Genomic DNA, 24,405 nt, shown 5'->3' on the forward strand with positions numbered 1-24,405 from the left:
CGGGGTAGACCTCCCGAATGGCAGACATCAGAACCATCGACACAGGACCGCAGCAAGTTTCCAAGCAGACCGAGGTTCGAGCGCCTGCGGCCGAATTGTTCGCGATCGTGGCCGATCCGCGCCGCCACGGCGAACTCGACGGGTCCGGAACCGTCAAGGACACCGTCAAAGGCCCCGATCGTCTCAGTAGCGGTGCCACATTCTCGGTCGGCATGAAGCAGTACGGCGTGCCGTACAAGATCACCAGCACCGTCACCGAGTTCGTCGACGCAGACAAGCACAAGGTCGTCGAGTGGCAGCATCCGCTGGGGCACAGCTGGCGCTGGGAGTTCGAGGAGAAGCAGCCGGGACTGACGACGGTCACCGAGAGCTTCAAGTACGGAACAGCGAAGTCCCCGAAGATGCTGGAACTGTTCAAGATGCCGCAGAAGAACGCGCAGGGCATCAAGAGCACGCTGCACAACCTGGCCGCCCGCTACGCCTGACCTGCATCTATTCTGACCGGCATGCCGATCGATCCCGACACCAAGAACTGGACCTGGGTACTCGAACGAGCCTGCCCGGATTGCGGGTTCGACTCCAGTGCCGTCGTATACGACGACATCCCGGACCTTATTCGCGCCGACGTCGAGCGTTGGGAAGCGGTTCTGCGGCGCAAAGACGTTGAACTGCGACCCGACGACTCGACGTGGTCCGCCCTCGAGTACGCCGCGCACGTACGTGACGCGCACCGGATCTTCCGTACCCGGCTGGCGCTGGTGCTGACCGAGGACGATCCCGAGTTCGCCAACTGGGACCAGGACGCCACTGCGCTGGCGGACGACTACAACTCCCAGGATCCTGCGGAGGTGGCGTCGGAACTCGGTGACGCCGCTCGCGCCCTCGCCGACGATTTCGCCGCTGTTCCGCCCGAGAATCGGCATCGGACCGGTCGGCGCAGCGACGGATCGAACTTCTCGGTCGAATCACTGGCCGCCTACTACATTCACGACCCCATCCATCATCTGTGGGACGTGCGGGGCTGAGCGGAATTCGGTGGAACTATCCTGGGTGTTCGAACCACACTGTTTCGACCGAACCCCGGCACCGAACCGACTTCACGAAGGGGCCCACTATGCCTGCCCGCATCGAGCTCGCCCGCGTCGATCTACGCGGACGAACTCCATCCACCGCCGAACTACGCGGCGCACTTCCTCGAGGCGGAGTGGATGTCGATTCGGTGCTGCATCAGGTTCGCCCCGTCGTCGATGCCGTCCGCGAACGCGGCACCGAGGCTGCGCTCGAGTTCAGTGAGAAGTTCGACGGCGTCCGGCCGGATCGCATTCGCGTCCCGCAGGAAGAACTGGTCAAGGCCCTCGCCGAGCTCGATTCCGATGTTCGCGCTGCTCTCGAGGTCGCGATCGAACGAACCCGTCTGGTGCACTCGGATCAGCGTCGAACCGACCACACCACCCAGGTGGTACCCGGCGGCACGGTGACCGAACGCTGGATCCCCGTCGATCGCGTCGGCCTGTACGTGCCCGGCGGCAACGCCGTGTATCCGTCGTCGGTCGTGATGAACGTGGTGCCCGCGCAGATCGCAGGCGTCGGCTCTCTGGTGGTGGCATCGCCGCCGCAGAAGAACTTCGGCGGCCTGCCGCACCCGACGATCCTGGCTGCGGCGCAGCTGCTCGGCGTCGACGAGGTCTGGGCCGTCGGCGGTGGACAGGGTGTCGCGCTGCTCACCTACGGCGGCGTCGACACCGACGGCGGCGAGTTGGCACCGGTCGATCTGATCACCGGTCCGGGCAACATCTACGTCACGGCCGCCAAGCGACTGTGTCGCTCGCTCGTCGGAATCGACTCCGAGGCAGGACCGACCGAGATCGCGATTCTCGCCGACGCCACCGCGGACCCGATTCACGTGGCAGCGGACCTCATCAGCCAGGCCGAACACGACGTCATGGCGGCCAGCGTGTTGGTCACCGACAGTATCGAACTGGCCGATGCCGTGGACGAGGCCGTCAACGCACAGATGGCGTCCACCCGGCACGCAGAACGCGTGGCCACCGCACTGAACGGAAGCCAGTCCGGCATCGTGCTGGTCGACGACGTCACGCAGGGATTGGCCGTGGTCAACGCCTACGCCGCCGAGCACCTCGAGATCCAGACGAAGGACGCGTCCGACGTCGCAGCCCGGGTGCGCAGCGCCGGTGCCGTGTTCGTCGGAGCGTGGTCTCCGGTGAGCCTCGGTGACTACTGCGCCGGTTCCAATCACGTTCTGCCGACTGCGGGATGCGCGCGCCACTCGTCCGGCCTGAGTGTGCAGACGTTCCTGCGCGGAATCCATGTGGTGGACTACAGCGAAGCCGCGCTCAAAGATGTTGCGGCACATGTTATTGCGCTGGCCAATGCCGAGGATCTGCCGGCTCACGGCGAAGCGGTGCGGCTGCGGTTCGAAGGGTTGCGCACCGGTGACCCATCATGACCGATGCTCTGGGGCAAGCGGTCTCGCTGGACGACCTTCCGCTGCGTGAAGCACTGATCGGCAAATCACCGTACGGTGCGCCGCAGCTCACCGTGCCGGTTCAGCTGAACACCAACGAAAATCCGCACCCGCCGACGCAGGCCTTGATCGACGATGTGGCGGACTCCGTTCGGATCGCCGCCGGGCAGCTGCACCGTTACCCGGATCGCGATGCCGACGAATTACGGGCCGACCTCGCCCGGTACCTCACCGAGCAGACCGGCTTCGCTGTCGACGCGGCCAACGTGTGGGCGGCCAACGGCTCCAACGAGATTCTGCAGCAGTTGCTGCAGGCGTTCGGGGGACCGGATCGCACCGCGCTGGGCTTCGTGCCGTCGTACTCGATGCACCCGATCATCTCCTCCGGGACGCAGACCGAATGGATCCCGGCAAAGCGTCGGGCAGATTTCTCGCTCGACGTCGACTACGCAGTCCAGGCGATCGAAGAACGTCGACCCGACGTCGTGTTCGTCACCAGCCCCAACAATCCGACGGGCCACAGCATCGACGAGGCCGATCTGCGCCGAATCCTCGACGCGGCACCGGGAATCGTGGTGGTCGACGAGGCCTACGCGGAATTCTCCTCTGCGCCGAGCGCGATCGGGTTGATCGAGAGCTACCCCAGCAAGATCGTGGTCAGCCGAACGATGAGCAAGGCGTTCGCGTTCGCCGGCGGTCGGCTGGGATATCTGGTGGCTGCCCCGGCCGTGGTCGACGCAATGTTGTTGGTGCGCTTGCCGTATCACCTGTCGGTCGTCACGCAGGCAGCTGCGCGAGCGGCCCTGCGGCATGCCTCGGACACCCTCGGGAGTGTGGCCGAACTCTCCGCCGAACGAGATCGGGTGGCAGCGGCTCTCGGCCGCCAGGGGTACGACGTGGTGCCGTCCGACGCCAACTTCCTGCTCTTCGGCCGGTTCTCCGATGCGGCCGTGACCTGGCAGCGGTACCTGGACGAAGGCGTGCTCATCCGGGACGTCGGAATTCCCGGATATCTTCGCGTCACCATCGGACTGGCGCACGAGAACGACCGATTCCTCACCGTCAGCGCAGCACTCGCACCGACCGAAACAGCAGAGGCACCGAAGTGACCACACCCGCTCCCCGCATCGCCAAGATCGAGCGCACCACCAAGGAATCCGACATCTCGGTCGAGCTGAACCTCGACGGCACCGGCATCGTCGACATCTCCACCGGCGTTCCGTTCTACGACCACATGCTCACCGCGCTCGGCACCCATGCTCGTTTCGACCTGACGGTGCGCGCGAAGGGCGACATCGAGATCGAGGCGCACCACACCGTCGAGGACACCGCGATCGTGCTCGGCCAGGCCCTCGGTCAGGCCCTCGGCGACAAGGCGGGCATCACTCGGTTCGGTGACTCGTTCATTCCGATGGACGAAACGCTCGTGCACGCGGCCGTCGACGTGTCCGGTCGTCCGTACTGCGTACACACCGGCGAACCGGACTACATGGTGCACTCGGTGATCGGCGGCTACCCCGGTGTTCCGTACTCCACGGTGATCAACAAGCACGTGTTCGAGACGCTGGCCTCGAACGCTCGGATCGCTCTGCACGTCCGAGTGATCTACGGCCGCGACCAGCACCACATCACCGAGGCCGAGTTCAAGGCAGTGGCTCGTGCACTGCGTCAGGCCACCGAGTACGACTCTCGCGTGACCGGTGTGTTGTCCACCAAGGGAAGTCTGTGATCGGTCGATCGGCGCTCGTGCGTTGAGTGGCCTGAGCTCCATCCGCGGTCTTCCGGCCGCGATGGCCATGGGTGCGGCGTCGTTCGGTGGCTGGGGACTGCTGCTTCCGGTGGTCCCCCTCGCGGTGTCCCAGTCGGGGGCATCGGATGCAGTGGCGGCTGCCAGCACCGCGATCTTCATGGCCACGACGGTGATCACTCAACTGTTCGTGCCGAGCATGCTGATGAAGGTCGGCCACCGCGCGGTTCTCGCGGCCGGATGCTTGCTCCTCGGGTTACCCGCGCTGCTGTTCATCGTCTCCGTCGAGGCCGCACCGTCGCTGGCGGTGTCCGCCCTGCGGGGCACCGGGTTCGGAATGTTGACGGTCGCCGGTGCCGCCATCGTCGCCGAGCTCGCTCCGACGGCGTTGCTCGGCCGGGCAACGGGCGCGCAGGGCATCGCCGTCGCCTTGTCTCAGATGGTCACGCTGCCACTGGGTCTGGTGATTTTCGCGGCGAGTCCGACGGCCGTGTTCGTCCTCGGTGCTCTGGTGCCCGCAGCCGGCCTGATCGGAGTGGCGCTGTTGCCGCCGACCCGGCCCGCACCGCAGCCGCCGAGGATCGAGCGGGTTCGCCTCGACGTACGTCGATTCCTGGTGCCGTGTCTCGTCGTGGCCTCGGTGTCCGCGGCATACGGGGGAATCACCAGTCTGTTGCCGATCGCCGAATCGAACCGAGCCGCGATGATCGGACTCGCACTGGCCGTCGTCAGCGCCGCGATGCTCGTCGGACGATACGTCGCAGGGTCGGTGGCGGATCGAATCGGTATCGGACGCTCCGTGTTTCCGGCTCTGGTGTCGGCGGCGATCGGCATCGCTCTCTTCGCAATCGCCGCGCTCGGCAACATGCCAGCGGCGCTGTTCTTCGTCGCAGCCGTCCTGTTCGGAATCGGGTACGGCGCATGCCAGAACGACAGTCTCGTGATGGCGTTCGACGCAGCCGGCCCCGCCCGTTACAGCAGCGCGAGCGCCGTCTGGAACATCAGCTTCGACGCGGGGACCGGGGCGGGAGCCCTCGCCCTCGGCGTCCTGGCGACAAGTGTGGGGTACACCGCCGGATTCGCCGCCGCGGCTGCCACGGTGGTCGTCGTCGCGGCGGTGGCGCTCATCGCGAGACCACGCCCCGATAGACTTCCCACATGACTTCTGTGGTGTTGCTCGATTACGGCTCGGGCAATCTGCACTCGGCGAAGAGAGCTCTCGCCCGGGTCGGTGCCGATGTGACCGTGACCTCTGACTTCGACGAGGCTCTGAACGCAGAAGCGTTGGTCGTTCCCGGTGTCGGTGCGTTCGCCGCCTGCATGGAAGGTCTGTTGGCGGTGAAGGGCGACCGCATCATCGGCCGTCGCCTGGCCGGCGGACGTCCCGTGCTCGGCATCTGCGTCGGAATGCAGATCCTGTTCGACCGCGGCGTCGAGTTCGGTGTCGAGGCGAACGGTTGCGGGGAGTGGCCGGGAACGGTGGAGCGTTTGCAGGCCGAGGTGCTGCCCCACATGGGGTGGAACACCGTCGAGGCACCGGAGAAGAGCGTGCTGTTCGACGGCATCGATCCCGAGACCCGGTTCTACTTCGTCCATTCCTACGCCGCGCAGCAGTGGGAGCTCGAACTCAGCGACACCATCGCTGCCCCGTTGCTCACCTGGGCCGATCACGGCGGCCGGTTTCTCGCTGCAGTGGAGAACGGTGCGCTCTCGGCCACTCAGTTCCACCCGGAGAAGTCCGGTGACGCCGGGGCCGCGCTGCTGGAGAACTGGGTCCGATCGGTGTGAGCGAGCGCGAGTTCTCACTCGGGCGCTTGGCCTTTCGAGCACTCGGTGCAGCCGTGATCGTGCTCGCCCTCGCGACGGCACTGATCGCGGTGCTGCAGCCGAGCGCCGGGGTGGGTCTGGTCATCGCGTTGGCCGGTGTGGTCGGCGCGATCGCGGCCATGGGCGTGGTGTCCACCCGCATGACGCGCAAGGAACTCCGGTAGCACCACAGTCGACCCGTTTTGAGTTCACACACGCTCGGCCCGTAGCATAACCGCACGTGAGCCTGGTCTTATTGCCTGCTGTCGATGTCGCAGGCGGCGAAGCTGTCCGTCTCGTTCAAGGAGAAGCAGGAAGCGAAACGAAGTACGGGTCGCCTCGCGACGCCGCACTCGCGTGGCAGAACGACGGTGCCGAGTGGGTCCACCTCGTCGATCTCGACGCTGCGTTCGGCCGCGGATCCAACCGCGAGCTGCTGGCGTCGGTCGTCGGCGAGCTCGACGTCAAGGTGGAGCTGTCCGGCGGAATTCGTGACGACGAGTCGCTGCGCGCGGCGCTGGCGACCGGTTGCGCGCGAGTCAATCTCGGCACCGCAGCCCTCGAAGATCCGCAGTGGTGCTCCCGCGCGATCGGCGAGTTCGGTGATCGTGTCGCCGTCGGTCTGGACGTGCTCATCGTCGACGGAGCGCCGCGGTTGCGCGGTCGCGGTTGGGTGAGCGACGGCGGCGACCTCTGGGAGGTTCTCGAGCGGCTCGAGCGCGACGGGTGCTCGCGCTACGTCGTCACCGACGTCACCAAGGACGGCACGTTGACCGGACCCAACCTGGAACTGCTCGCCGATGTGTGTGCCAAGACCGACAAGCCGGTCATCGCGTCGGGTGGCGTGTCCACGATTGCAGACCTGGAGGCGATCGCCGGACTCGTCGACCGCGGGGTGGAGGGATCCATCGTCGGAAAGGCGCTGTACGCCGGACGTTTCACACTCCCGGACGCCCTCGCCGCGGTGTCTCGGTAACGCAGGAATGACCGTTCCCGAGGACCCGACTCGTCTGCTCGAGATCGCCGGCGGTCTGCTCGACGGCATCCACGATCGGTTCGTCGCCGGCGTCGGCGCACCGAGCGCGGTGCAGAAGGGCCCCGACGACTTCGCCACGGCGGTGGACCTGGAACTCGAGCGGCGGCTCGGTGCGGAATTGTACGAGGCCACCGGAATCGCCGTTCACGGTGAGGAGTTCGGGGGACCGGACCTGAACTCGGGACTCGTCTGGGTGCTGGACCCGATCGACGGGACCTTCAACTACTCGTCGGGATTGCCCTCGGCCGGAACGTTGTTGGCGTTGCTCGACGACGGCGAGCCGGTGCTCGGGCTCACCTGGCTGCCGTTGGTGGATCAGCGTTTCGGCGCTGTGGCAGGCGGGCCCCTGCTGCTCAACGGTGTCGCCCTCCCGGCGCTGAAGCCGAAAGCGTTGCGCGAGTCCATGATCGGGTTCGGTGCGTTCAACGTCGCCAGCCGCGGTTCGCTGCCGGGCCGGTTCCGATTCCGCATTCTCGAAGAGTTGTCGATGCATTCCTCGCGACTGCGGATGCACGGTGCCACCGGAGTCGATCTGGCGTACACGGCCAGCGGAGTACTCGGCGGCGCAGTCGTCTTCGGTCACCGTGCCTGGGACAACGCGGCCGGTGCGCTGCTGGTACGCGCAGCAGGCGGAATCGTGACCGACCTCGCGGGTGAACCCTGGACCGTCGACTCTGCATCGGTCCTGGCAGCCGGGCCAGGAGTGCACGAAGAATTGCTGAAGGTGATCACCGAACTCGGTGATCCCGTCGACTATCTGGAAGGACCGGTGCGATGAGCGTCGCGGTCAGAGTGATTCCGTGCCTCGACGTCGACGCCGGACGGGTCGTCAAGGGAGTCAACTTCGAAAACCTCCGTGACGCAGGCGATCCCGTGGAGCTCGCGGCCGCCTACGACGCGCAGGGTGCCGACGAACTGACCTTCCTCGACGTCACCGCGTCGACCTCGGACAGGGGCACGATGCTCGACGTCGTCAGCCGCACCGCCGAGCAGGTCTTCATCCCGCTCACCGTCGGCGGGGGAGTGCGCACCGTCGCCGATGTGGATCGGCTGTTGCGAGCCGGTGCGGACAAGGTCAGCGTCAACACCGCTGCGATCGCCCGACCGGAGTTGTTGCGCGAGCTCAGCGAACGGTTCGGCTCACAGTGCATCGTGCTCTCGGTCGATGCCCGAACCGTCCCTCAGGGGCAGCAGGACACCCCGTCGGGCTGGGAAGTAACCACGCACGGCGGCAAACGCGGCACCGGCATCGACGCCGTCGAATGGGCAGTACGCGGTGCAGAACTGGGCGTCGGGGAGATCCTGCTCAATTCGATGGACGCCGACGGAACGAAGGCTGGATTCGATCTGCCGATGATCGCCGCCGTTCGGTCTGCGGTGCACGTGCCGGTGATCGCCAGCGGTGGAGCCGGTAGCGTCGAGCACTTCTCGCCGGCAGTGCACGCCGGAGCGGACGCCGTTCTTGCCGCGAGTGTCTTCCACTTCGGCGATCTCACCATCGGCCAGGTCAAAGATGCGATGCGCGCCGAGCACATCGTCGTTCGATAGCGAAGAGGATTTTCGATGACACTCGACCCGACGCTGTCCGCGCGGCTCAAGCGCAACGAGGCCGGGCTGTTCAGCGCTGTCGTGCAGGAAAGATCCACCGGTCAGGTACTCATGGTTGCCTGGATGGACGACGAGGCACTCGCTCGAACCCTCGACACCCGTAAGGGCACTTACTACTCGCGGTCCAGGCAGCAGTACTGGGTCAAGGGTGAGACGTCGGGTCACACGCAGTACGTGCACGAGGTTCGACTCGACTGCGACGGTGACACCGTGCTGCTGGTCGTCGATCAGGTCGGCGCGGCATGCCACACCGGCACACATACCTGCTTCGACGCCGACGTCCTGTTGGGCCCCGATACTCAGGCGTGACCGGTTCCCGCTGCTATTCCCTTGTCCAACTGAGCCAGCAGAGTCGAACTCAGGGTCCCGAGCTGCTCGACCTCCGCGTCGGACAGACCCTCGAACACCAGCGACTGCACCGTGCCGACGTGCCCGGGTGCCGATTCCACGACCTTGGCCATACCTGCGTCGGTCAGCACCGCATAGGATCCCCGGCTGCCCGGGATGCTCTCGCGCTCGACCCACCCGGCCTTCTCGAGCTTCGTCACCACGTGTGACAGGCGCGAGAGCGACGCATTCGCGTACTCGGCCAGATCGCGGAGTTGGATCCGCCGCTGGGGATTCTCGCTGACCGTCGCGAGGACGAAGTAGTCGAAGTGGGTCAGCTGCGAATCGCGCTGCAGCTGAGCGTCCAACGCTGCCGGCAACCGAGTGACCAGCGCGACGAGTGATCGCCAGGCCTCCTGTTGACTCTCGGTGAGCCAACGGGGATCCACCGTGTGTTGCGGTGTCGCCGACGTGTTCATCGCGGGGAACCTCTCGATCGAGTTGGTTGTCGCCTGCACATGATGCCTCGAGGTTCCCCCCACCCGAGGCATCGCGTCGGACAGTGCTCTAGCTGCGATGTGCTCGCAGGTACTCCAGAGCCTTGTCCGCATGGGCTTCGAACCGTACTTCGCTCGAGAAGGTCTCGAGGACCTTCCGGTCGGTGCCGATCACGAACGTCGCGCGTTTGACCGGGGAGAGCTTTGCCAGCAGACCGCGCTTGACGCCGAATGCGGTGGCGACACTGCCGTCCTCGTCGGAGAGCAGCGGGTAGTCGAAGGACTTGGCGGCGGCGAACTCTGCCTGCTTGGCGACAGCATCGGCGCTGATGCCGACGCGGGTTGCTCCGACCTCGGCGAACTCCGATGCCAAGTCCCGGAAGTGGCACGCCTCGGCGGTGCAACCGGGAGTGAAGGCCGCGGGGTAGAAGAACAGCACGACCGGACCGTTCGCCAGCAATTCGGTCAGTGTTCGGGTCTTTCCGGTCTGGTCCGGAAGGGAAAAATCGGGAACGAGCTCGCCTGGTTTCATGCTCGGCAGGTTACCGCGAGCGCCGACCCTGCACCCGAACCTGGGAGGATGGTGGCATGCACGGCGAGACGACCACCGACCCCAGCCCCACTCCCGACACCGAGAACTCGGACTCGACCACCTCGCGGGAGGTGTTCCGGCATCTCGCCGCAGAGCACCGCGTGGTGCCCGTGACGCGAAAGGTGCTCGCCGACTCCGAGACTCCACTGTCTGCATACCGCAAGCTCGGTGCCGACCGACCCGGAACCTTCTTGCTCGAATCCGCGCAGAACGGCAGCTCGTGGTCCAGGTGGTCGTTCATCGGTGCAGGCGCTCCGGCGTCGCTCACGGTCATCGACGGGGAGGCCGCGTGGCGCGGCAACGTCCCCGCGGGCGTGCCGAGCGGCGGCGATCCTCTCGAGGTGCTGGCGCGGACATTGGAGCTGCTGCACTCGGAGCGGCTGCCCGGTCTACCCCCGTTGACCGGAGGCATGGTGGGTTATCTCGGATACGACTCGGTGCGGCGCATAGAGAAACTGCCCGAGCACGCGCAGGACGACCTCGGTGTTCCGGAGATGGTCATGCTGCTCGCCACCGATCTCGCGGCCGTCGACCATCACGAAGGCGCGATCACCCTGATCGCGAACGCCGTGAACTGGAACGGCACCGACGATCACGTCGACGAGGCGTACGACGACGCCGTGCGTCGTCTCGATCGCATGTGTGCGGACCTGTCGAAGCCCGCTGCCTCCACCGTCTCCACCGTGTCCAGGCCTGCGCCGCAGTTCCGCCGGCAGCGCACGTCCGAGGGCTTCGGAGCCGATGTCGCTCGCCTGGTCGAGGAGATCGAAGCAGGGGAGGCGTTCCAGGTGGTGCTCTCCCAGCGTTTCGAGATGGACACCGAGGCGTCACCCCTCGACGTCTACCGAATGCTGCGGGCCTCCAATCCCAGCCCGTACATGTATCTGATGCACGTCCCGGGCGAGAACGACGAGACGGCGTTCTCCATCGTCGGATCGAGCCCCGAGGCGTTGGTGACGGTGGTCGACGGTCTGGCCACCACGCATCCGATCGCGGGTACGCGTTGGCGCGGCACGTCCGAAGAAGAGGACGTGCTGCTCGAGAAGGACCTGCTCGCCGACGAGAAGGAGAACGCCGAACACCTGATGCTCGTCGATCTGGGCCGCAACGATCTCGGACGCGTCTGCGCTCCCGGCACCGTTCGCGTGAGCGACTACCGCCACATCGAGCGATACAGCCACGTCATGCATCTGGTGTCGACGGTCACCGGACGGTTGTCCGAGGGCAAGCGCGCCCTCGACGCGGTCAAGGCCTGCTTCCCGGCAGGCACCCTCTCCGGGGCCCCGAAGGTGCGCGCGATGGAACTGATCGACGAGCTGGAGCCGACGCGACGCGGAATCTACGGCGGCATCGTGGGCTACCTCGATTTCGCGGGGGACGCCGACACGGCCATCTCGATTCGCACCGCTCTGATCAAGGACGGCACCGCCTACGTTCAGGCCGGGGCAGGCGTCGTGGCCGACTCGGTTGCGGAATACGAGGACGACGAGGCACGGAACAAGGCGATGGCGGTGCTGGGAGCCGTCGCGGCAGCGGAATCACTCCGTGAGGTCGGCGGCCGATGACCGAGCGATCCGGTCGCCGCGGGTCGGCCGCTCTGCCCGTCGCCCTTCTGGTCGTTGCAGCGGCGTGCCTGTGGGGCGCGTCGAGAATGACCTGGGTTCGGGTGACGTCGTTCGACGGCCTCGGTGAGAGCAGGACGGACGAGCTGCTCGGCAGCACCTGGGCTGCTGCCACGACGCCGCTCGCGCTGGTGCTGGTGGCAGCGATCGCCGCGTCGTTCGCCGTGCGAGGGTGGGCCTCTCGGGTGCTGGCCCTGTTGATCGCCGTCGTAGCCGTGGCGGCCGCGATTCCGGCAGTTCGACTGCTCACTGCCGGGGCTTCGGATTCCGAATCCGCGGCGCTGGCTGAGCTTCCTGCACGCGCCCAGGTCTCGATGACGGACGTCTCGATTCTGCCGGCGATCGTCACCCTCGTCGGTGCTGTCTGCGCCTTCGCCGCTGCTGTGGTGTCGATTCGGAAAACGTTTGCCCCGCAGGTACTCTCGTCCAAGTACGACGCCCCGGCGGTGCGTCGCGACGAGGTTGCTCGGCGCGCGCGCACCACGGCATCCGGTGCCGGCGCGGAGGACGAGGGAGAGGACCTCACCGAACGCATGATGTGGGACGCGCTCGACGCAGGCGAAGACCCTACCGACGAGTCCGGTACCCGGCGTTCGTCGGATTGAAACGGACCTCTACGCTAGGTCCGACCCCGATGAGATTCCTCACATCGGACGTCGACGCTCAGAAAGGACTGGGGGCACCATGACTGTTCTCGACTCGATTCTCGACGGTGTGCGAGCCGACGTGGCCGCGCGTGAATCGGTGGTCGATTTCGCCGCCGTGAAAGCAGCAGCGAAAGCAGCCCCGGCCCCCCTCGACGCGGCAGCTGCCCTCCGTGAGGACGGCATCGGCGTCATCGCCGAAGTGAAGCGGGCGAGCCCGTCCAAGGGCGCGTTGGCAGACATCGGTGATCCGGCTGTTCTCGCTCGCGCGTACGAGCAGGGCGGCGCTCGCATCATCAGCGTTCTCACCGAGGAGCGTCGGTTCCACGGTTCACTCGCAGACCTCGACGCGGTCCGGGCCGCCGTCTCGATTCCCGTGCTGCGCAAGGATTTCATCGTCGGTCCGTACCAGATCCACGAGGCTCGGGCCCACGGTGCCGATGTCATCCTGCTGATCGTCGCGGCACTGGAACAGGATGCGTTGACCTCGTTGCTCGACCGCACCGAGTCGCTGGGTATGACTGCGCTCGTCGAGGTGCACACCGAGGCCGAAGCGGATCGCGCCCTCGAAGCCGGTGCCAGCGTCATCGGTATCAACGCCCGCAATCTGAAGACGCTCGAGATCGACCGTGACAGCTTCGGCCGTATCGCGCCCGGGTTGCCCAGCGAGATCATCCGTATCGCGGAGTCCGGGGTACGGGGCACTGCAGATCTGCTCGCCTACGCCGGTGCCGGTGCCGACGCGGTACTCGTCGGCGAGGGCTTGGTCACGGCTGGAGATCCACGCACGGCCGTCTCGGACCTGGTGACGGCGGGAACGCATCCCTCGTGCCCCAAGCCCGCACGCTGACCCGAGCGCGGCTGCGGTCCGCCGTTGGGGCACACTGGACCGGTGAGCACCAGCAATTCTTCTTCCACCACGGACGCCCCGCAGGCAGTCCGTTTCAAGGGCGCTGATCTGCCGCAGAGCAGCATCGGCCTCACCGATCGCAGCGCGCACGAGCCCGATGTGGGTGGCCACTTCGGCGTCTACGGCGGCAGATTCGTGCCCGAGGCTCTGATGGGTGTGATCGAGGAAGTCACCGCCGAGTACGAGAAGGTGCGCAGCGACAACGAGTTCCTCGCTGAACTCGACCGACTGCAGCGCGATTACACCGGTCGCCCGTCACCGGTCTTCGAGGCGACACGGCTGTCCGAGCACGCAGGCGGCGCTCGGATTCTTCTCAAGCGAGAAGACCTCAACCACACCGGTTCTCACAAGATCAACAACGTTCTCGGCCAGGTTTTGCTCGCCAAGCGGATGGGCAAGACTCGTGTCATCGCGGAGACAGGTGCCGGTCAACACGGCGTCGCGACCGCCACGGCCTGTGCGCTGATGGGTCTCGACTGCGTCGTCTACATGGGCGAGGTCGACACCGAGCGCCAGGCCCTCAACGTCGCCCGAATGCGTTTGCTCGGGTCGGAAGTCGTCGCAGTGAAGTCCGGTTCACGCACTCTCAAGGACGCGATCAACGAGGCGCTGCGCGACTGGGTCACCCACGCGGACAACACGTACTACTGCTTCGGCACTGTCGCCGGGCCGCACCCGTTCCCGGTCATGGTGCGCGACTTCCAGCGCATCATCGGCCTCGAAGCGCGGCAGCAGGTGCTCGCGTCCACGGGCAGGCTGCCCGACGCCATCGCTGCCTGCGTCGGCGGTGGCTCCAACGCGATCGGCATCTTCCACGCCTTCATCGACGACGCCGACGTTCGACTGATCGGTTTCGAGGCGGCAGGTGACGGCGTCGAGACGGGTCGCCACGCCGCGACCATCAGCGGTGGAACCCCGGGAGCGCTGCACGGTGCCTACTCGTATCTGCTGCAGGACGAGGACGGTCAGACCGTCGACTCCCACTCCATCTCGGCGGGGTTGGACTACCCGGGCGTCGGTCCGGAGCATTCGTACCTGCACGACATCGGGCGCGCCGAGTACCGCGGCATCACCGATACCGAAGCCATGAACGCCTTCAAGCTGCTGTGCCGGACCGAAGGCATCATTCCGGCCATCGAGTCCTCGCACGCCATCGCCGGTGCATTGACACTCGGCAAGGAGTTGGGTGAAGGCGCGATCATCCTGGTCAACCTGTCCGGGCGTGGCGACAAGGATGTCGACACCGCGGCCGAGTGGTTCGGTTTGATCGACGGAGGCGGCGAAGCGAACGTGGACGACGAAGTGGGGATCAAGCCATGAGCAACAACGACTCTCGCCTCTCGGGGACCTTCGCGCAATGCCGTGCCGAAGGGCGCGCAGCGCTCGTCGGATACCTCCCGGCAGGTTTTCCGACCGTGCCGCGCTCGGTCGAGGTGTTCAAGACCATGGTCGACGCCGGATGCGACATCGTCGAGGTCGGCATCCCGTATTCCGATCCGGTGATGGACGGCCCCACGATTCAGGCCGCAGCCGACGTTGCGCTGCGAGCCGGTGCTCGGGTCAAGGACGTGTTCGCAGTCACCGAGCAGGTCTCTGCCGCGGGCGGAAAAGCGGTCGTCATGACCTACTGGAACCTGGTGCTCAAGTACGGCATCGAGAACTTCGCGCGGGATCTCGCAGGCGCTGGTGGGCTCGGAATCATCACTCCGGATCTCATTCCCGACGAGGCACAGGAATGGATCGAGGTCTCGAACCGCTACGAACTCGACCGAATCTTCCTCGTCGCTCCGTCGTCGACCGAGGAGCGGCTCGTCAGCACCGTCGAAGCAAGTAGCGGCTTCGTCTACGCGGCCTCGACTATGGGCGTCACCGGAGCCCGCGACGCGGTGTCCTCGATGGCCCCCGCGCTCTCGGCGCGCATTCGTGAGCACTCCGACATCCCGATCGGTGTCGGCCTCGGTGTCCGTTCCGGTGCGCAGGCTGCCGAGATCGCCCGGTATGCCGACGCCGTGATCGTCGGTTCGGCATTGGTCAGTGCCGTGGACAAGGGACTCGACGCCGTGCGCGACCTGACGACGGAACTCGCCGAGGGTGTCCGTTCCGCTAACGTAGCGTCGTGACTTCGACCGCGATCCTGGCCTACATTCCCAGTCCGCCGCAGGGGGTGTGGCACGTCGGACCGTTGGCTCTGCGGGCCTACGCCCTGTTCATCATCATCGGCATCGTCGTTTCTGTGGTGTGGGGTGATCGACGCTGGGTGGCCCGAGGCGGAACCAAGGGCACAGTCCTCGACGTCGCAGTCTGGGCCGTCCCGTTCGGGCTGCTGGGCGGGCGTCTGTACCACGTCGCAACCGACTGGAAGACCTACTTCGGTCCCGGCGGAAACCCGATCGAAGCGTTGTACGTCTGGAACGGCGGATTGGGAATCTGGGGAGCGGTGTTCCTCGGCGGCGTCGGTGCCTGGATCGCCTGCCGTCGACGCGGAATTCCGTTGCCGGCATTCGGTGACGCCGTCGGCCCACCGATTCTGCTCGCCCAGGCGATCGGCCGCATCGGCAACTACTTCAACCAGGAACTGTACGGCCGTGCCACCACCCAGCCGTGGGGTCTGGAGATCTACGAACGGGTCGACGCCAACGGACGGCTCGATCCACTCAACGGAGTCTCGACCGGTTTCGTGGAAAAAGTGGTGCATCCGACGTTCCTGTACGAGCTGTTGTGGAGCGTCGCGGTCGTCGTCCTTCTGGTTCTCGTGGACCGCAAGTACCCGATCGGCCACGGTCGACTGTTCGCGCTGTACGTTGCCGGATACTGCGCGGGGCGGTTCTGGGTGGAACTCATGCGCGACGACTTCGCCACGACGATCGCCGGTATCCGCATCAACACCTTCACCTCCGCCATCATCTTCGTTCTGGCGGTCGCGTACTTCGTGATCGCCACCAAGGGCCGAGAAGAACCGGCAACGCTGAGGTCGAACGACGACGAGGATCGCGAGGTCTCCGAGGTCACCTCGTCGGATGCGACAGGCTCGCGCCCGACGCCGGTCGACGACACCACGGACGCGGGCACCGCCGACGTGCAGCCCGCTGGGAAGTCCGACAAGAAAGCCGAGGAAGAAGGCAGTACGCGTGGTTGATTTCGACAAGACCCCTGGACCCGAGCCCGAGCCGGGTTCCGGCACTGCCGATTCCAGCGACAACGCGACCGAGCGGACCGCATCGTTCGGCACGCCGTTCGACTACGACGCCACTGCCGAAGCGTCGCTCTCGGAGCCTCCTGGAACCTCGGAGTCCGCGCCCTCGCACGGTCCGACCGGCCCCACGGGTCCGGGGTGGGACACGTACTCGGGTATCGGAAATGGGCCGGGTTGGTCCAGCACGCCGAGCTACCCGGCACCGAGTCCGGACGGCAGTACCGACAATCCGCTTGGTGGATTCCCGCCACCCCCCGGCTACCAGCAGCAGGGTTACGGCCAGCAGAGTTATCCGCAACAGGGGTATCCTCAGCAGGGGTATCCGCAGCAGGGCTATCCGCAACAGGGGTACGGCCAGCCACAGAATTTCGGCCAGCCACAGAATTTCGGCCAGCCACAGAATTTCGGTCAGCAGGGGTATCAACAGCAGGGTTACCCACAGCCGGGTTATCAACAGCAGGGCTACCCACAGCAGGGGTACGGCCAGCAGGGTTTCCCGCAACAGAGCTACGGCCAGCAGGGCTATGGCGTACCCCCTGGCTACCAGGGCGGACCCGGGTTCGGTGTAGGCCCCGATGCGCCGTACGGGCGTGATCCGATGACCGGCGAGCCGCTGTCGGACAAGTCCAAGATCGTCGGCGGCCTGTTGCAGATATTTCTCGGCTGGTTGGGTGTCGGTCGCTTCTATCTCGGCAGTATCGGGATCGGTGTCGCCCAGCTGCTCCTGTTCTTCTTCGGGGTGCTGCTCACCGCAGTGTTCGGCCTCGGACTGATCGTGTTGTTCGGGCTGTTCGTCTGGCACCTCGTCGACGGCGTGCTGATACTGGTGGGCAATGTGACGGACCCTCAGGGGCGAAAACTGAGAGACTGAACCCTTGTTCGCACCGCATCCGCACAAGGGAGCCCGACGTGAGTGACTCAGGTAAATGGCCGTCCAACGGTTCGCCGGAAGACGGATCCGGTTCGACGGAGCCGACGATCTCGTTCGAGAAGAACACCCCTACAGGGCCGGGTCCCGTCTACGGCGCACCCGATCCCAAGTACAGCACTCCGACCTACGGCACTCCCGGCGTCGACGAGCAGGGGCAGTTCGGGCCTCCACCCGGCACCGGTTACCCACCGCCATCCGAGGGGTCCGGCCAGTACGGCGCTACCCAGTACGGCGGCCAACAGTACGGCGGTCCTCAGTACGGCGCTCCCCAATACGGTGGTCCCCAGTACGCGGGCGGGCCCGGATACATGGACCCGATGGCTCCGTACGGTCGGCACCCGGTCACCGGTGAGCCGTTCTCGGACAAGCAGAAGCTGACGGCAGGTCTGCTCGGCATCCTGTTGGGCGCGTTCGGAGCAGGTCGCTTCTATCTCAACCAGCCGGGCATCGCGGTGGCGCAGATAGCCGTCACGTGGCTCACCTGCGGTATCGGCGGAATCTGGCCGTTGATCGACGGCATATTGATGCTCACCGGCAGCGTGCGTGATCAGCACGGTCGACCGTTGCGCGACTGACGATCGCATTCGTCACAGCCGACATTCGTGATTGCATCGATGCGAATGCCAGCTGCTACGATTTCGCCATCCGGGAGAGATCCCGGATTCTTTCGCGGGCCAGAGCTGTCCCGGTGAATTCCCGATAGGCAGTTCAATTCGGCTCATCCGACCGTTTCGGTCGATCCGAGCCGACCAGCCGACGGGGTTGCCGAGACTTCCGGCGCAGGGTCGAAGACACTGCACCGCTTGCACGCACCCCACCGGCCTACGTGGAGGTGATCGTGGTGCTGTTTTCTCGGATGCCTGCGGAGCAAGGTCTGTACGACCCGAGCTCGGAGAAGGATTCCTGTGGCGTGGCGATGATCGCCGACATCGCGGGTCGCCGCTCTCACGCGATCGTCGCCGACGGGGTTCTGGCACTGGAGAACCTGGAACATCGTGGAGCTGCCGGTGCCGAGCCCAACAGCGGTGACGGCGCGGGCATTCTGATTCAGCTCCCTGTCGAACTCCTCGACTCCCTCGCGCCGTTCGACCTGCCCGCGCCCGGAGCCGACGGTGACAACACGTTCGCGGCCGGAGTGTGTTTTCTGCCGCAGGGTATCCGTGAGCGGGCCATCGCCGTCGAGCGCGTCGAATCCGTTGCGGCCGAAGAGGGTCTGGACATCCTGGGCTGGGTTCCGGTCGAGGTCGATCCCGATCGAGCCGATGTGGGCCTCACCGCCCTCGGTTGCATGCCGTACATGAGCTACCTCTACGTCACCGCTCCCGAGGTCGACGGCACGCGTCCGGCCGGTCTCGCTCTCGACCGTCTCGTCTACGGATTGCGCAAGCGTTCCGAGCGGGTCACCCCCGAGATCGAGGCCGAGGGGTCGGGACTGTTCTTTCCGTCGTTGTCCTCGCGCACCATCGTCTACAAGGGCATGCTCACCACGATGCAGCTGCCGCTGTACTTCCCGGAACTGCGTAACCCGTTGTGCAAGAGCGCCATTGCCATCGTGCACAGTCGCTTCTCGACCAACACGTTCCCGTCGTGGCCGCTGGCGCACCCGCATCGCTACGTCGCCCACAACGGCGAGATCAACACCGTCAAGGGCAACCGAAACCGGATGCGGGCTCGCGAAGCGTTGCTGTCGAGTGACCTGATTCCCGGGGACCTGGAGCGCTTGTTCCCGATCTGCAACCCCGATGCCTCGGACTCGGTGTCGCTGGACGAGGTGCTCGAACTACTGCACCTCGGCGGACGCAGCGTGCCGCACGTGGTGATGGTGATGGTGCCCGAGCCGTGGGAGAACCACCGCACGATGGATCCGCGTGTCAGGGCGTTCTACCAGTTCCACTCGTCGATGATGGAGGCCTGGGACGGTCCGGCCTGCGTGACGTTCACCGACGGCAGTTATGTCGGAGCTGTGCTGGACCGCAACGGCCTTCGCCCCGGCCGCTGGTGGCAGACGGCGGACGGGCGTGTGATCCTCGCCAGTGAAGCAGGCGTGCTGGACGTGCCCCAATCCGAGGTCGTCGCCAAAGGTCGCCTCGAGCCAGGAAAGATGTTCCTGATCGACACCGTCGCCGGACGTCTCGTGCCGGACGAGGAGATCAAACTCCAACTGGCAACCGAACATCCGTACCAGGAGTGGCTGCACGCCGGCCTGCTCGAGATCAAGAGCCTGCCCGAGCGGGCTCACATCCAGTACAACCACGACTCGGTGGTGCGCAGGCAGGTCGCCTTCGGCTACACCGAGGAAGACCTCCGCGTCGTGCTGACGCCGATGGCCGCATCCGGGGGCGAGCCGCTCGGATCGATGGGTACCGATACCCCGGCCGCGGTGATGTCACAGCGGTCGCGTCAGCTCTACGACTACTTCATCGAACTGTTCGCACAGGTCACCAACCCGCCGCTGGACTCGATCCGCGAGGAGATCGTGACCTCGCTCGCGCGGGTGATGGGTCCGGAGCAGAACCTGCTCGAGCCCACTGCGGCGTCGTGCAGGCAGATCGTGTTGCCGTGGCCGGTGCTCGACAACGACGAGCTCAACAAGATCATCCACATCAACGACGACGGAGACCATCCGGGACTGTCGGCCACGGTGTTGCGTGGGCTGTACGAGGTGGAGCGCGGCGGCGAAGGCCTTGCCGAGGCCATCGAGGAGTTGCGGGCCCGGGCATCGGAAGCGATCGCTGCGGGCTACACCACGCTGATCATCTCCGATCGCGATTCGGATCACACTCGGGCCCCGATCCCGTCGCTGCTGGCCACCTCGGCGGTGCACCATCACCTGGTTCGCACCAAGGAGCGCACCAAGATCGCGCTCGTCGTCGAATCCGGTGACGCGCGCGAGGTGCACCATCTGGCGCTGCTCATCGGCTTCGGTGCCGCAGCCGTCAATCCGTATCTGGCGATGGAATCGATCGAGGATCTGGTCGGCGAGGGCGAACTGACCGGAGTCGAACCGACGATCGCGGTACGGAACTATCTGTACGGTCTCGGCAAGGGCGTACTCAAGGTGATGTCGAAGATGGGCATCTCGACCGTCGGGTCCTACACCGGCGCACAGGTTTTCGAGGCCGTCGGTCTCGATCGCGAGGTGGTGCGCGAGTACTTCAAGGGCACGGTCAGCAAGCTCGGCGGCGTCGGCCTCGACGTGCTCGCCGAGGAGGTCAAGCTGCGCCACCGCAGGGCGTACCCCGAGAATCCGACCGACCGCGTCCATCGCCGGCTGGAAATCGGCGGCGAATACCAGTTCCGACGCGAGGGTGAGCTGCACCTGTTCACCCCTGAGACGGTGTTCCTGCTGCAGCACGCCACGCGCACCGGTCGATACGACGTGTTCCAGAAGTACACCGACGAGGTGGACCGGCTCGCTCGCGAGGGCGGTGCGCTGCGCGGTCTGTTCGAGTTCAAGGACGGTGTCCGGCCGCCGGTTCCGCTCGACGAGGTCGAATCGGTCGAGTCGATCGTCACCCGGTTCAACACCGGCGCGATGAGCTACGGATCCATCTCCGCCGAGGCGCACGAGACTATGGCCGTCGCGATGAACAATCTCGGCGGACGGTCCAACTCGGGGGAGGGCGGCGAGGACGTCGACCGGCTCTACGATCCGACGCGACGCAGTGCCGTCAAGCAGGTCGCCAGCGGTCGGTTCGGTGTCACCAGCGACTATCTGGTCAACGCCACGGACATTCAGATCAAGATGGCGCAGGGTGCCAAGCCGGGCGAGGGCGGTCAGCTGCCCGGGTACAAGGTGTATCCATGGGTGGCCAAGACCCGACACTCGACGCCGGGTGTCGGCCTCATCTCGCCGCCCCCGCACCACGACATCTACTCGATCGAGGATCTCGCGCAGCTGATCCACGATCTGAAGAACGCCAACGAGAAGGCGCGCGTGCACGTCAAGCTCGTCAGTTCCGTCGGCGTCGGCACGGTGGCGACGGGGGTGAGCAAGGCACACGCCGACGTCGTTCTCATCTCCGGATACGACGGCGGAACCGGTGCTGCGCCGTTGACCTCTCTCAAGCATGCAGGCGCTCCGTGGGAGATCGGCCTCGCCGACGCCCAGCAGACGCTGGTGCTCAACGGCCTGCGTGATCGCATCACCGTGCAGTGCGACGGCGGCATGCGCACCGGACGCGACGTCATCGTTGCGGCATTGCTCGGCGCAGAGGAGTTCGGGTTCTCGACGGCCCCGCTGATCGTGGCGGGCTGCATCATGATGCGCGTCTGCCACCTGGACACCTGCCCGGTCGGTGTCGCCACCCAGAACCCGGAGCTGCGCAAGAGGTTCACCGGCAAGCCCGAGTTCCTCGAGGAATTCTTCAAGTTCATCGCCGAGGACGTGCGAAAGTACCTCGCGCAGCTCGGTTTCCGGAGTATCGACGAGGCGGTCGGTCACGCCGACGTGCTCGAGACGGCAGCCGGAGTGGCGCACTGGAAGAGCAAGGGACTCGATCTGACCCCGATCTTCGCGATGCCCGTCGACCGCCACGGTGCCCCGATGACGCAGCGTCGACGCCTCCGCGCGCAGGACCACGGTCTCGATCTCGCGCTGGACCGGACTCTGATCCAGTTGGCCGAGGGAGCTTTGGAGGATGCGCATCCGGTCAAGCTCGAGCTGCCGGTACGCAACGTCAATCGCACCGTCGGAACGCTGCTGGGGTCCGAGGTCACCCGGCGCTACGGCGCGGTCGGGTTGCCGGACGACACCATTCGCATCGCGTTCACCGGATCGGCCGGTCAGTCTCTCGGGGCTTTCCTGCCGCCGGGTATCACCATCGATCTGGTCGGTGACGCGAACGACTATGTCGGTAAGGGATTGTCGGGCGGCCGAATAGTCGTGCGCCCAGCCGACGACGCACCGTTCGTCGCAGAGGACAACGTGATCGCAGGAAACACGATTCTCTACGGTGCCACCTCGGGTGAGGTGTACCTGCGCGGCAAGGCAGGGGAGCGGTTCGCGGTCCGTAACTCGGGAGCCGTCGCGGTGAACGAGGGCGTGGGCGACCACGCGTTCGAGTACATGACCGGTGGTCGGGTCGTGGTGCTCGGGCCGACCGGTCGCAACATGGCTGCAGGTATGTCCGGCGGCATCGCGTACGTCCTCGGTCTCGATCCGGCGGACGTGAACATGGCGATGGTCGAACTGCAGGTGCCCAACCCGGACGATCTGGTGTGGCTGCGCGAGACCGTCGAGAATCACCGCCGGTGGACCGGTTCCACCGTCGCGACCTCGCTGCTGGCCGACTGGCCACGTCGGTCTGCGCTGTTCACCAAAGTCATGCCCGTCGACTACCAGCGGGTGCTGGAAGCGACAAGAATGGCGCGTGCCGAAGGGCGCGACGTCGATGCTGCGATCATGGAGGCTGCACGTGGCTGATCCACAGGGATTTCTGAAAGTCGTCAAGCGTGAGGCCGCCAAGCGTCCGATCGGCGAGCGCGTCAAGGACTGGAACGAGGTGTACTCGCACCAGCCGACGAGCGAGCGTGCCGCCGAGGTCTCCGACCAGGCGCGTCGCTGCATGGACTGCGGTATTCCGTTCTGCCACTCGGGTACTGCGGGCTGCCCGCTGGGAAATCTGATCCCCGAATGGAACGACCTGGTGCGCCGCGGCCGCTGGGATGCGGCCAGCGACCGGCTGCACGCGACCAACAACTTTCCGGAGTTCACCGGGAGGGTCTGCCCGGCCCCGTGTGAATCGGCATGTGTGCTGTCGATCTCCGAGGCGGCCACCGGCGGAAGCGTGACGATCAAGCGGGTCGAGCAGACCATCGCGGACCTGGCCTGGGAAGACGGCAGCATCGTTCCGCAGCCGCCGACGATCACCACCGGCAAGCGGGTGGCCGTCGTCGGGTCCGGCCCTGCGGGATTGGCCGCGGCGCAACAGCTCACACGCGCCGGGCACGACGTCACCGTGTACGAGCGGGACGATCGTCTGGGCGGTCTGCTGCGCTACGGCATCCCCGAGTTCAAGCTCGAGAAGTCCGTGCTGGATCAGCGGCTCATGCAGATGCGGGCCGAGGGAACGCACTTCGTCACCGACTGCGAGGTCGGAATCGACTTCACCGTCGAGCAACTGCGTGAATCCTTCGACGCAGTCGTTCTCGCAGTCGGAGCTCTGCGGGCCCGTGACAACGCCGAGGTCATCGGTCGCGAACTCGACGGCATCCACCTGGCCATGGAGCATCTGGTGCCGTCGAACAAGGAATGCGAGGGCGACGGTCCCACGTCGATCTCCGCTGCGGACAAGCACGTGGTCATCATCGGCGGCGGCGACACCGGAGCCGACTGCCTGGGAACGGCGCACCGCCAAGGTGCTGCGTCGGTGACGCAACTCGATTACAACCCCGCTCTGCCCGGGGCTCGCGACGACAGTCTCTCGCCGTGGCCGTCGTGGCCACTGGTGCTGCGCACCTCACCCGCGCACGCCGAGGGTGGCGTCGTGCGTCATCAGGTCGCGGTGCAGCGATTCCTCGGTGACGAGCGCGGGCACGTTCGTGCGATGGTGCTCGCCGAGGTGGAGGTGCAGCGCGACGCGGACGGTCGACGCATCGTCACACCCATCGGGGAGGAGATCGAATTGCCCTGTGATCTGGCGTTGTTCGCGATCGGTTTCGAAGGTGTCGAGCACGGTCCGCTGCTCGACGAGTACGGCCTGGCGCTGACCAAGCGGGGTGCGCTCTCGTGTGGTCCCGACTGGCAAACCACGGCACCGGGCGTGTTCGTGTGCGGGGATGCGCATCGCGGTGCGTCGTTGGTCGTGTGGGCGATCGCGGAGGGTCGATCCGCGGCTCACGGAGTCGATGCTTTCCTCACCGGACACTCGGAATTGCCGTCGCCCGTACACCCGACCGCACTGCCTCTGGCGGTCGTGTGACTCCCGTCTCTGAACCGGTACAGACCGTCCCAGCTGCGGGGTAGTGCGGCTACCCGTCGGTAGTATCCGGGTGGTCGCGTCTGC

Annotated in this window: 23 protein-coding genes and 1 pseudogene; 22 read left to right on the forward strand and 2 right to left on the reverse strand. The window is 66.0% G+C overall.

The window, feature by feature from the left end:
* Positions 1–17 precede the first annotated feature (17 nt).
* The 12 genes from CH291_RS20770 to hisI all read left to right on the forward strand — a co-directional run bounded on the left by CH291_RS20770 (position 18) and on the right by hisI (position 8,991).
* Entirely contained in the window at positions 18–485 is a 468-nt protein-coding gene (locus CH291_RS20770) for an SRPBCC family protein (RefSeq protein ID WP_094640097.1), read from the forward strand.
* A 21-nt stretch (positions 486–506) separates the two neighbouring features.
* Positions 507–1,025 (forward strand): DinB family protein, encoded by a 519-nt coding sequence (locus CH291_RS20775; RefSeq protein WP_094688500.1) that lies wholly within the window; start codon positions 507–509, stop codon positions 1,023–1,025.
* An 89-nt stretch (positions 1,026–1,114) separates the two neighbouring features.
* Positions 1,115–2,467: a histidinol dehydrogenase gene (gene hisD, locus CH291_RS20780; protein WP_094688501.1), complete on the forward strand. Its 1,353-nt coding sequence runs from the start codon at positions 1,115–1,117 to the stop codon at positions 2,465–2,467.
* Positions 2,464–3,594 carry a histidinol-phosphate transaminase gene (locus CH291_RS20785; protein ID WP_094688502.1) on the forward strand — a complete coding sequence of 377 codons (1,131 nt, stop codon included), beginning with the start codon at positions 2,464–2,466 and terminating at the stop codon, positions 3,592–3,594. Before hisD ends, CH291_RS20785 begins: the two co-directional genes overlap by 4 nt.
* Positions 3,591–4,214: an imidazoleglycerol-phosphate dehydratase HisB gene (gene hisB, locus CH291_RS20790; RefSeq protein ID WP_094688503.1), complete on the forward strand. Its 624-nt coding sequence runs from the start codon at positions 3,591–3,593 to the stop codon at positions 4,212–4,214. The genes CH291_RS20785 and hisB overlap by 4 nt, the downstream gene beginning before the upstream one ends.
* A gap of 61 nt (positions 4,215–4,275) precedes the next feature.
* A complete protein-coding gene (locus CH291_RS20795; protein ID WP_094688564.1) occupies positions 4,276–5,394 on the forward strand; it encodes an MFS transporter in 1,119 nt (372 codons plus the stop codon).
* Positions 5,391–6,020, forward strand: a complete 630-nt coding sequence (hisH, locus tag CH291_RS20800) for an imidazole glycerol phosphate synthase subunit HisH (protein WP_094688504.1) — start codon at positions 5,391–5,393, stop codon at positions 6,018–6,020. Before CH291_RS20795 ends, hisH begins: the two co-directional genes overlap by 4 nt.
* A complete protein-coding gene (locus tag CH291_RS20805) occupies positions 6,017–6,223 on the forward strand; it encodes a hypothetical protein (RefSeq protein WP_094669887.1) in 207 nt (68 codons plus the stop codon). The genes hisH and CH291_RS20805 overlap by 4 nt, the downstream gene beginning before the upstream one ends.
* A 56-nt stretch (positions 6,224–6,279) precedes the next feature.
* Complete coding sequence (priA, locus tag CH291_RS20810; RefSeq protein WP_008715867.1) at positions 6,280–7,014, forward strand: bifunctional 1-(5-phosphoribosyl)-5-((5-phosphoribosylamino)methylideneamino)imidazole-4-carboxamide isomerase/phosphoribosylanthranilate isomerase PriA; 735 nt, start codon at positions 6,280–6,282, stop codon at positions 7,012–7,014.
* 7 nt (positions 7,015–7,021) lie between these two features.
* Positions 7,022–7,852 carry an inositol monophosphatase family protein gene (locus tag CH291_RS20815; RefSeq protein WP_094640092.1) on the forward strand — a complete coding sequence of 277 codons (831 nt, stop codon included), beginning with the start codon at positions 7,022–7,024 and terminating at the stop codon, positions 7,850–7,852.
* A complete protein-coding gene (hisF, locus tag CH291_RS20820; protein ID WP_068052619.1) occupies positions 7,849–8,622 on the forward strand; it encodes an imidazole glycerol phosphate synthase subunit HisF in 774 nt (257 codons plus the stop codon). Before CH291_RS20815 ends, hisF begins: the two co-directional genes overlap by 4 nt.
* A 15-nt stretch (positions 8,623–8,637) precedes the next feature.
* Positions 8,638–8,991: a phosphoribosyl-AMP cyclohydrolase gene (gene hisI, locus CH291_RS20825; RefSeq protein WP_068052616.1), complete on the forward strand. Its 354-nt coding sequence runs from the start codon at positions 8,638–8,640 to the stop codon at positions 8,989–8,991.
* Here the strand turns inward: hisI and CH291_RS20830 are convergent.
* Positions 8,982–9,488, reverse strand: a complete 507-nt coding sequence (locus tag CH291_RS20830; protein ID WP_068052632.1) for a MarR family winged helix-turn-helix transcriptional regulator — start codon at positions 9,486–9,488, stop codon at positions 8,982–8,984. The two genes, hisI and CH291_RS20830, sit on opposite strands and share 10 nt — an antisense overlap.
* 88 nt (positions 9,489–9,576) lie before the next feature.
* Positions 9,577–10,038 carry a peroxiredoxin gene (locus CH291_RS20835; RefSeq protein WP_094670067.1) on the reverse strand — a complete coding sequence of 154 codons (462 nt, stop codon included), beginning with the start codon at positions 10,036–10,038 and terminating at the stop codon, positions 9,577–9,579.
* Between the two features lie 56 nt (positions 10,039–10,094).
* Between CH291_RS20835 and CH291_RS20840 the strand changes: the two genes are divergently transcribed.
* The 10 genes and pseudogenes from CH291_RS20840 (at position 10,095) to CH291_RS20885 (ending at position 24,321) form a co-directional block, all read left to right on the forward strand.
* On the forward strand, positions 10,095–11,663 hold the full coding sequence (locus CH291_RS20840) for an anthranilate synthase component I (RefSeq protein WP_094688505.1): 1,569 nt from the start codon (positions 10,095–10,097) through the stop codon (positions 11,661–11,663).
* Complete coding sequence (locus CH291_RS20845; protein ID WP_094688506.1) at positions 11,660–12,325, forward strand: TIGR02234 family membrane protein; 666 nt, start codon at positions 11,660–11,662, stop codon at positions 12,323–12,325. Before CH291_RS20840 ends, CH291_RS20845 begins: the two co-directional genes overlap by 4 nt.
* Positions 12,326–12,404: 79 nt before the next feature.
* Entirely contained in the window at positions 12,405–13,214 is an 810-nt protein-coding gene (gene trpC / locus CH291_RS20850; protein WP_037192691.1) for an indole-3-glycerol phosphate synthase TrpC, read from the forward strand.
* A 108-nt stretch (positions 13,215–13,322) separates the two neighbouring features.
* Complete coding sequence (gene trpB / locus CH291_RS20855) at positions 13,323–14,594, forward strand: tryptophan synthase subunit beta (protein ID WP_068052608.1); 1,272 nt, start codon at positions 13,323–13,325, stop codon at positions 14,592–14,594.
* Positions 14,591–15,394: a tryptophan synthase subunit alpha gene (trpA, locus tag CH291_RS20860; protein ID WP_068052599.1), complete on the forward strand. Its 804-nt coding sequence runs from the start codon at positions 14,591–14,593 to the stop codon at positions 15,392–15,394. The genes trpB and trpA overlap by 4 nt, the downstream gene beginning before the upstream one ends.
* A complete protein-coding gene (gene lgt, locus CH291_RS20865; RefSeq protein WP_094688507.1) occupies positions 15,391–16,410 on the forward strand; it encodes a prolipoprotein diacylglyceryl transferase in 1,020 nt (339 codons plus the stop codon). Before trpA ends, lgt begins: the two co-directional genes overlap by 4 nt.
* Positions 16,403–17,338 (forward strand): TM2 domain-containing protein, encoded by a 936-nt coding sequence (locus CH291_RS20870; protein WP_256980925.1) that lies wholly within the window; start codon positions 16,403–16,405, stop codon positions 17,336–17,338. The genes lgt and CH291_RS20870 overlap by 8 nt, the downstream gene beginning before the upstream one ends.
* 140 nt (positions 17,339–17,478) lie before the next feature.
* Positions 17,479–17,973, forward strand: a pseudogene (locus tag CH291_RS27455) (TM2 domain-containing protein); the annotation flags it as partial.
* 266 nt (positions 17,974–18,239) lie between these two features.
* Entirely contained in the window at positions 18,240–22,823 is a 4,584-nt protein-coding gene (gltB, locus tag CH291_RS20880; protein ID WP_094688565.1) for a glutamate synthase large subunit, read from the forward strand.
* A complete protein-coding gene (locus CH291_RS20885) occupies positions 22,816–24,321 on the forward strand; it encodes a glutamate synthase subunit beta (RefSeq protein ID WP_094640088.1) in 1,506 nt (501 codons plus the stop codon). The genes gltB and CH291_RS20885 overlap by 8 nt, the downstream gene beginning before the upstream one ends.
* Positions 24,322–24,405 lie beyond the last annotated feature (84 nt).

The sequence above is a fragment of the Rhodococcus sp. 14-1411-2a genome (genome assembly GCF_002259485.1).
GTDB lineage: Bacteria > Actinomycetota > Actinomycetes > Mycobacteriales > Mycobacteriaceae > Rhodococcoides.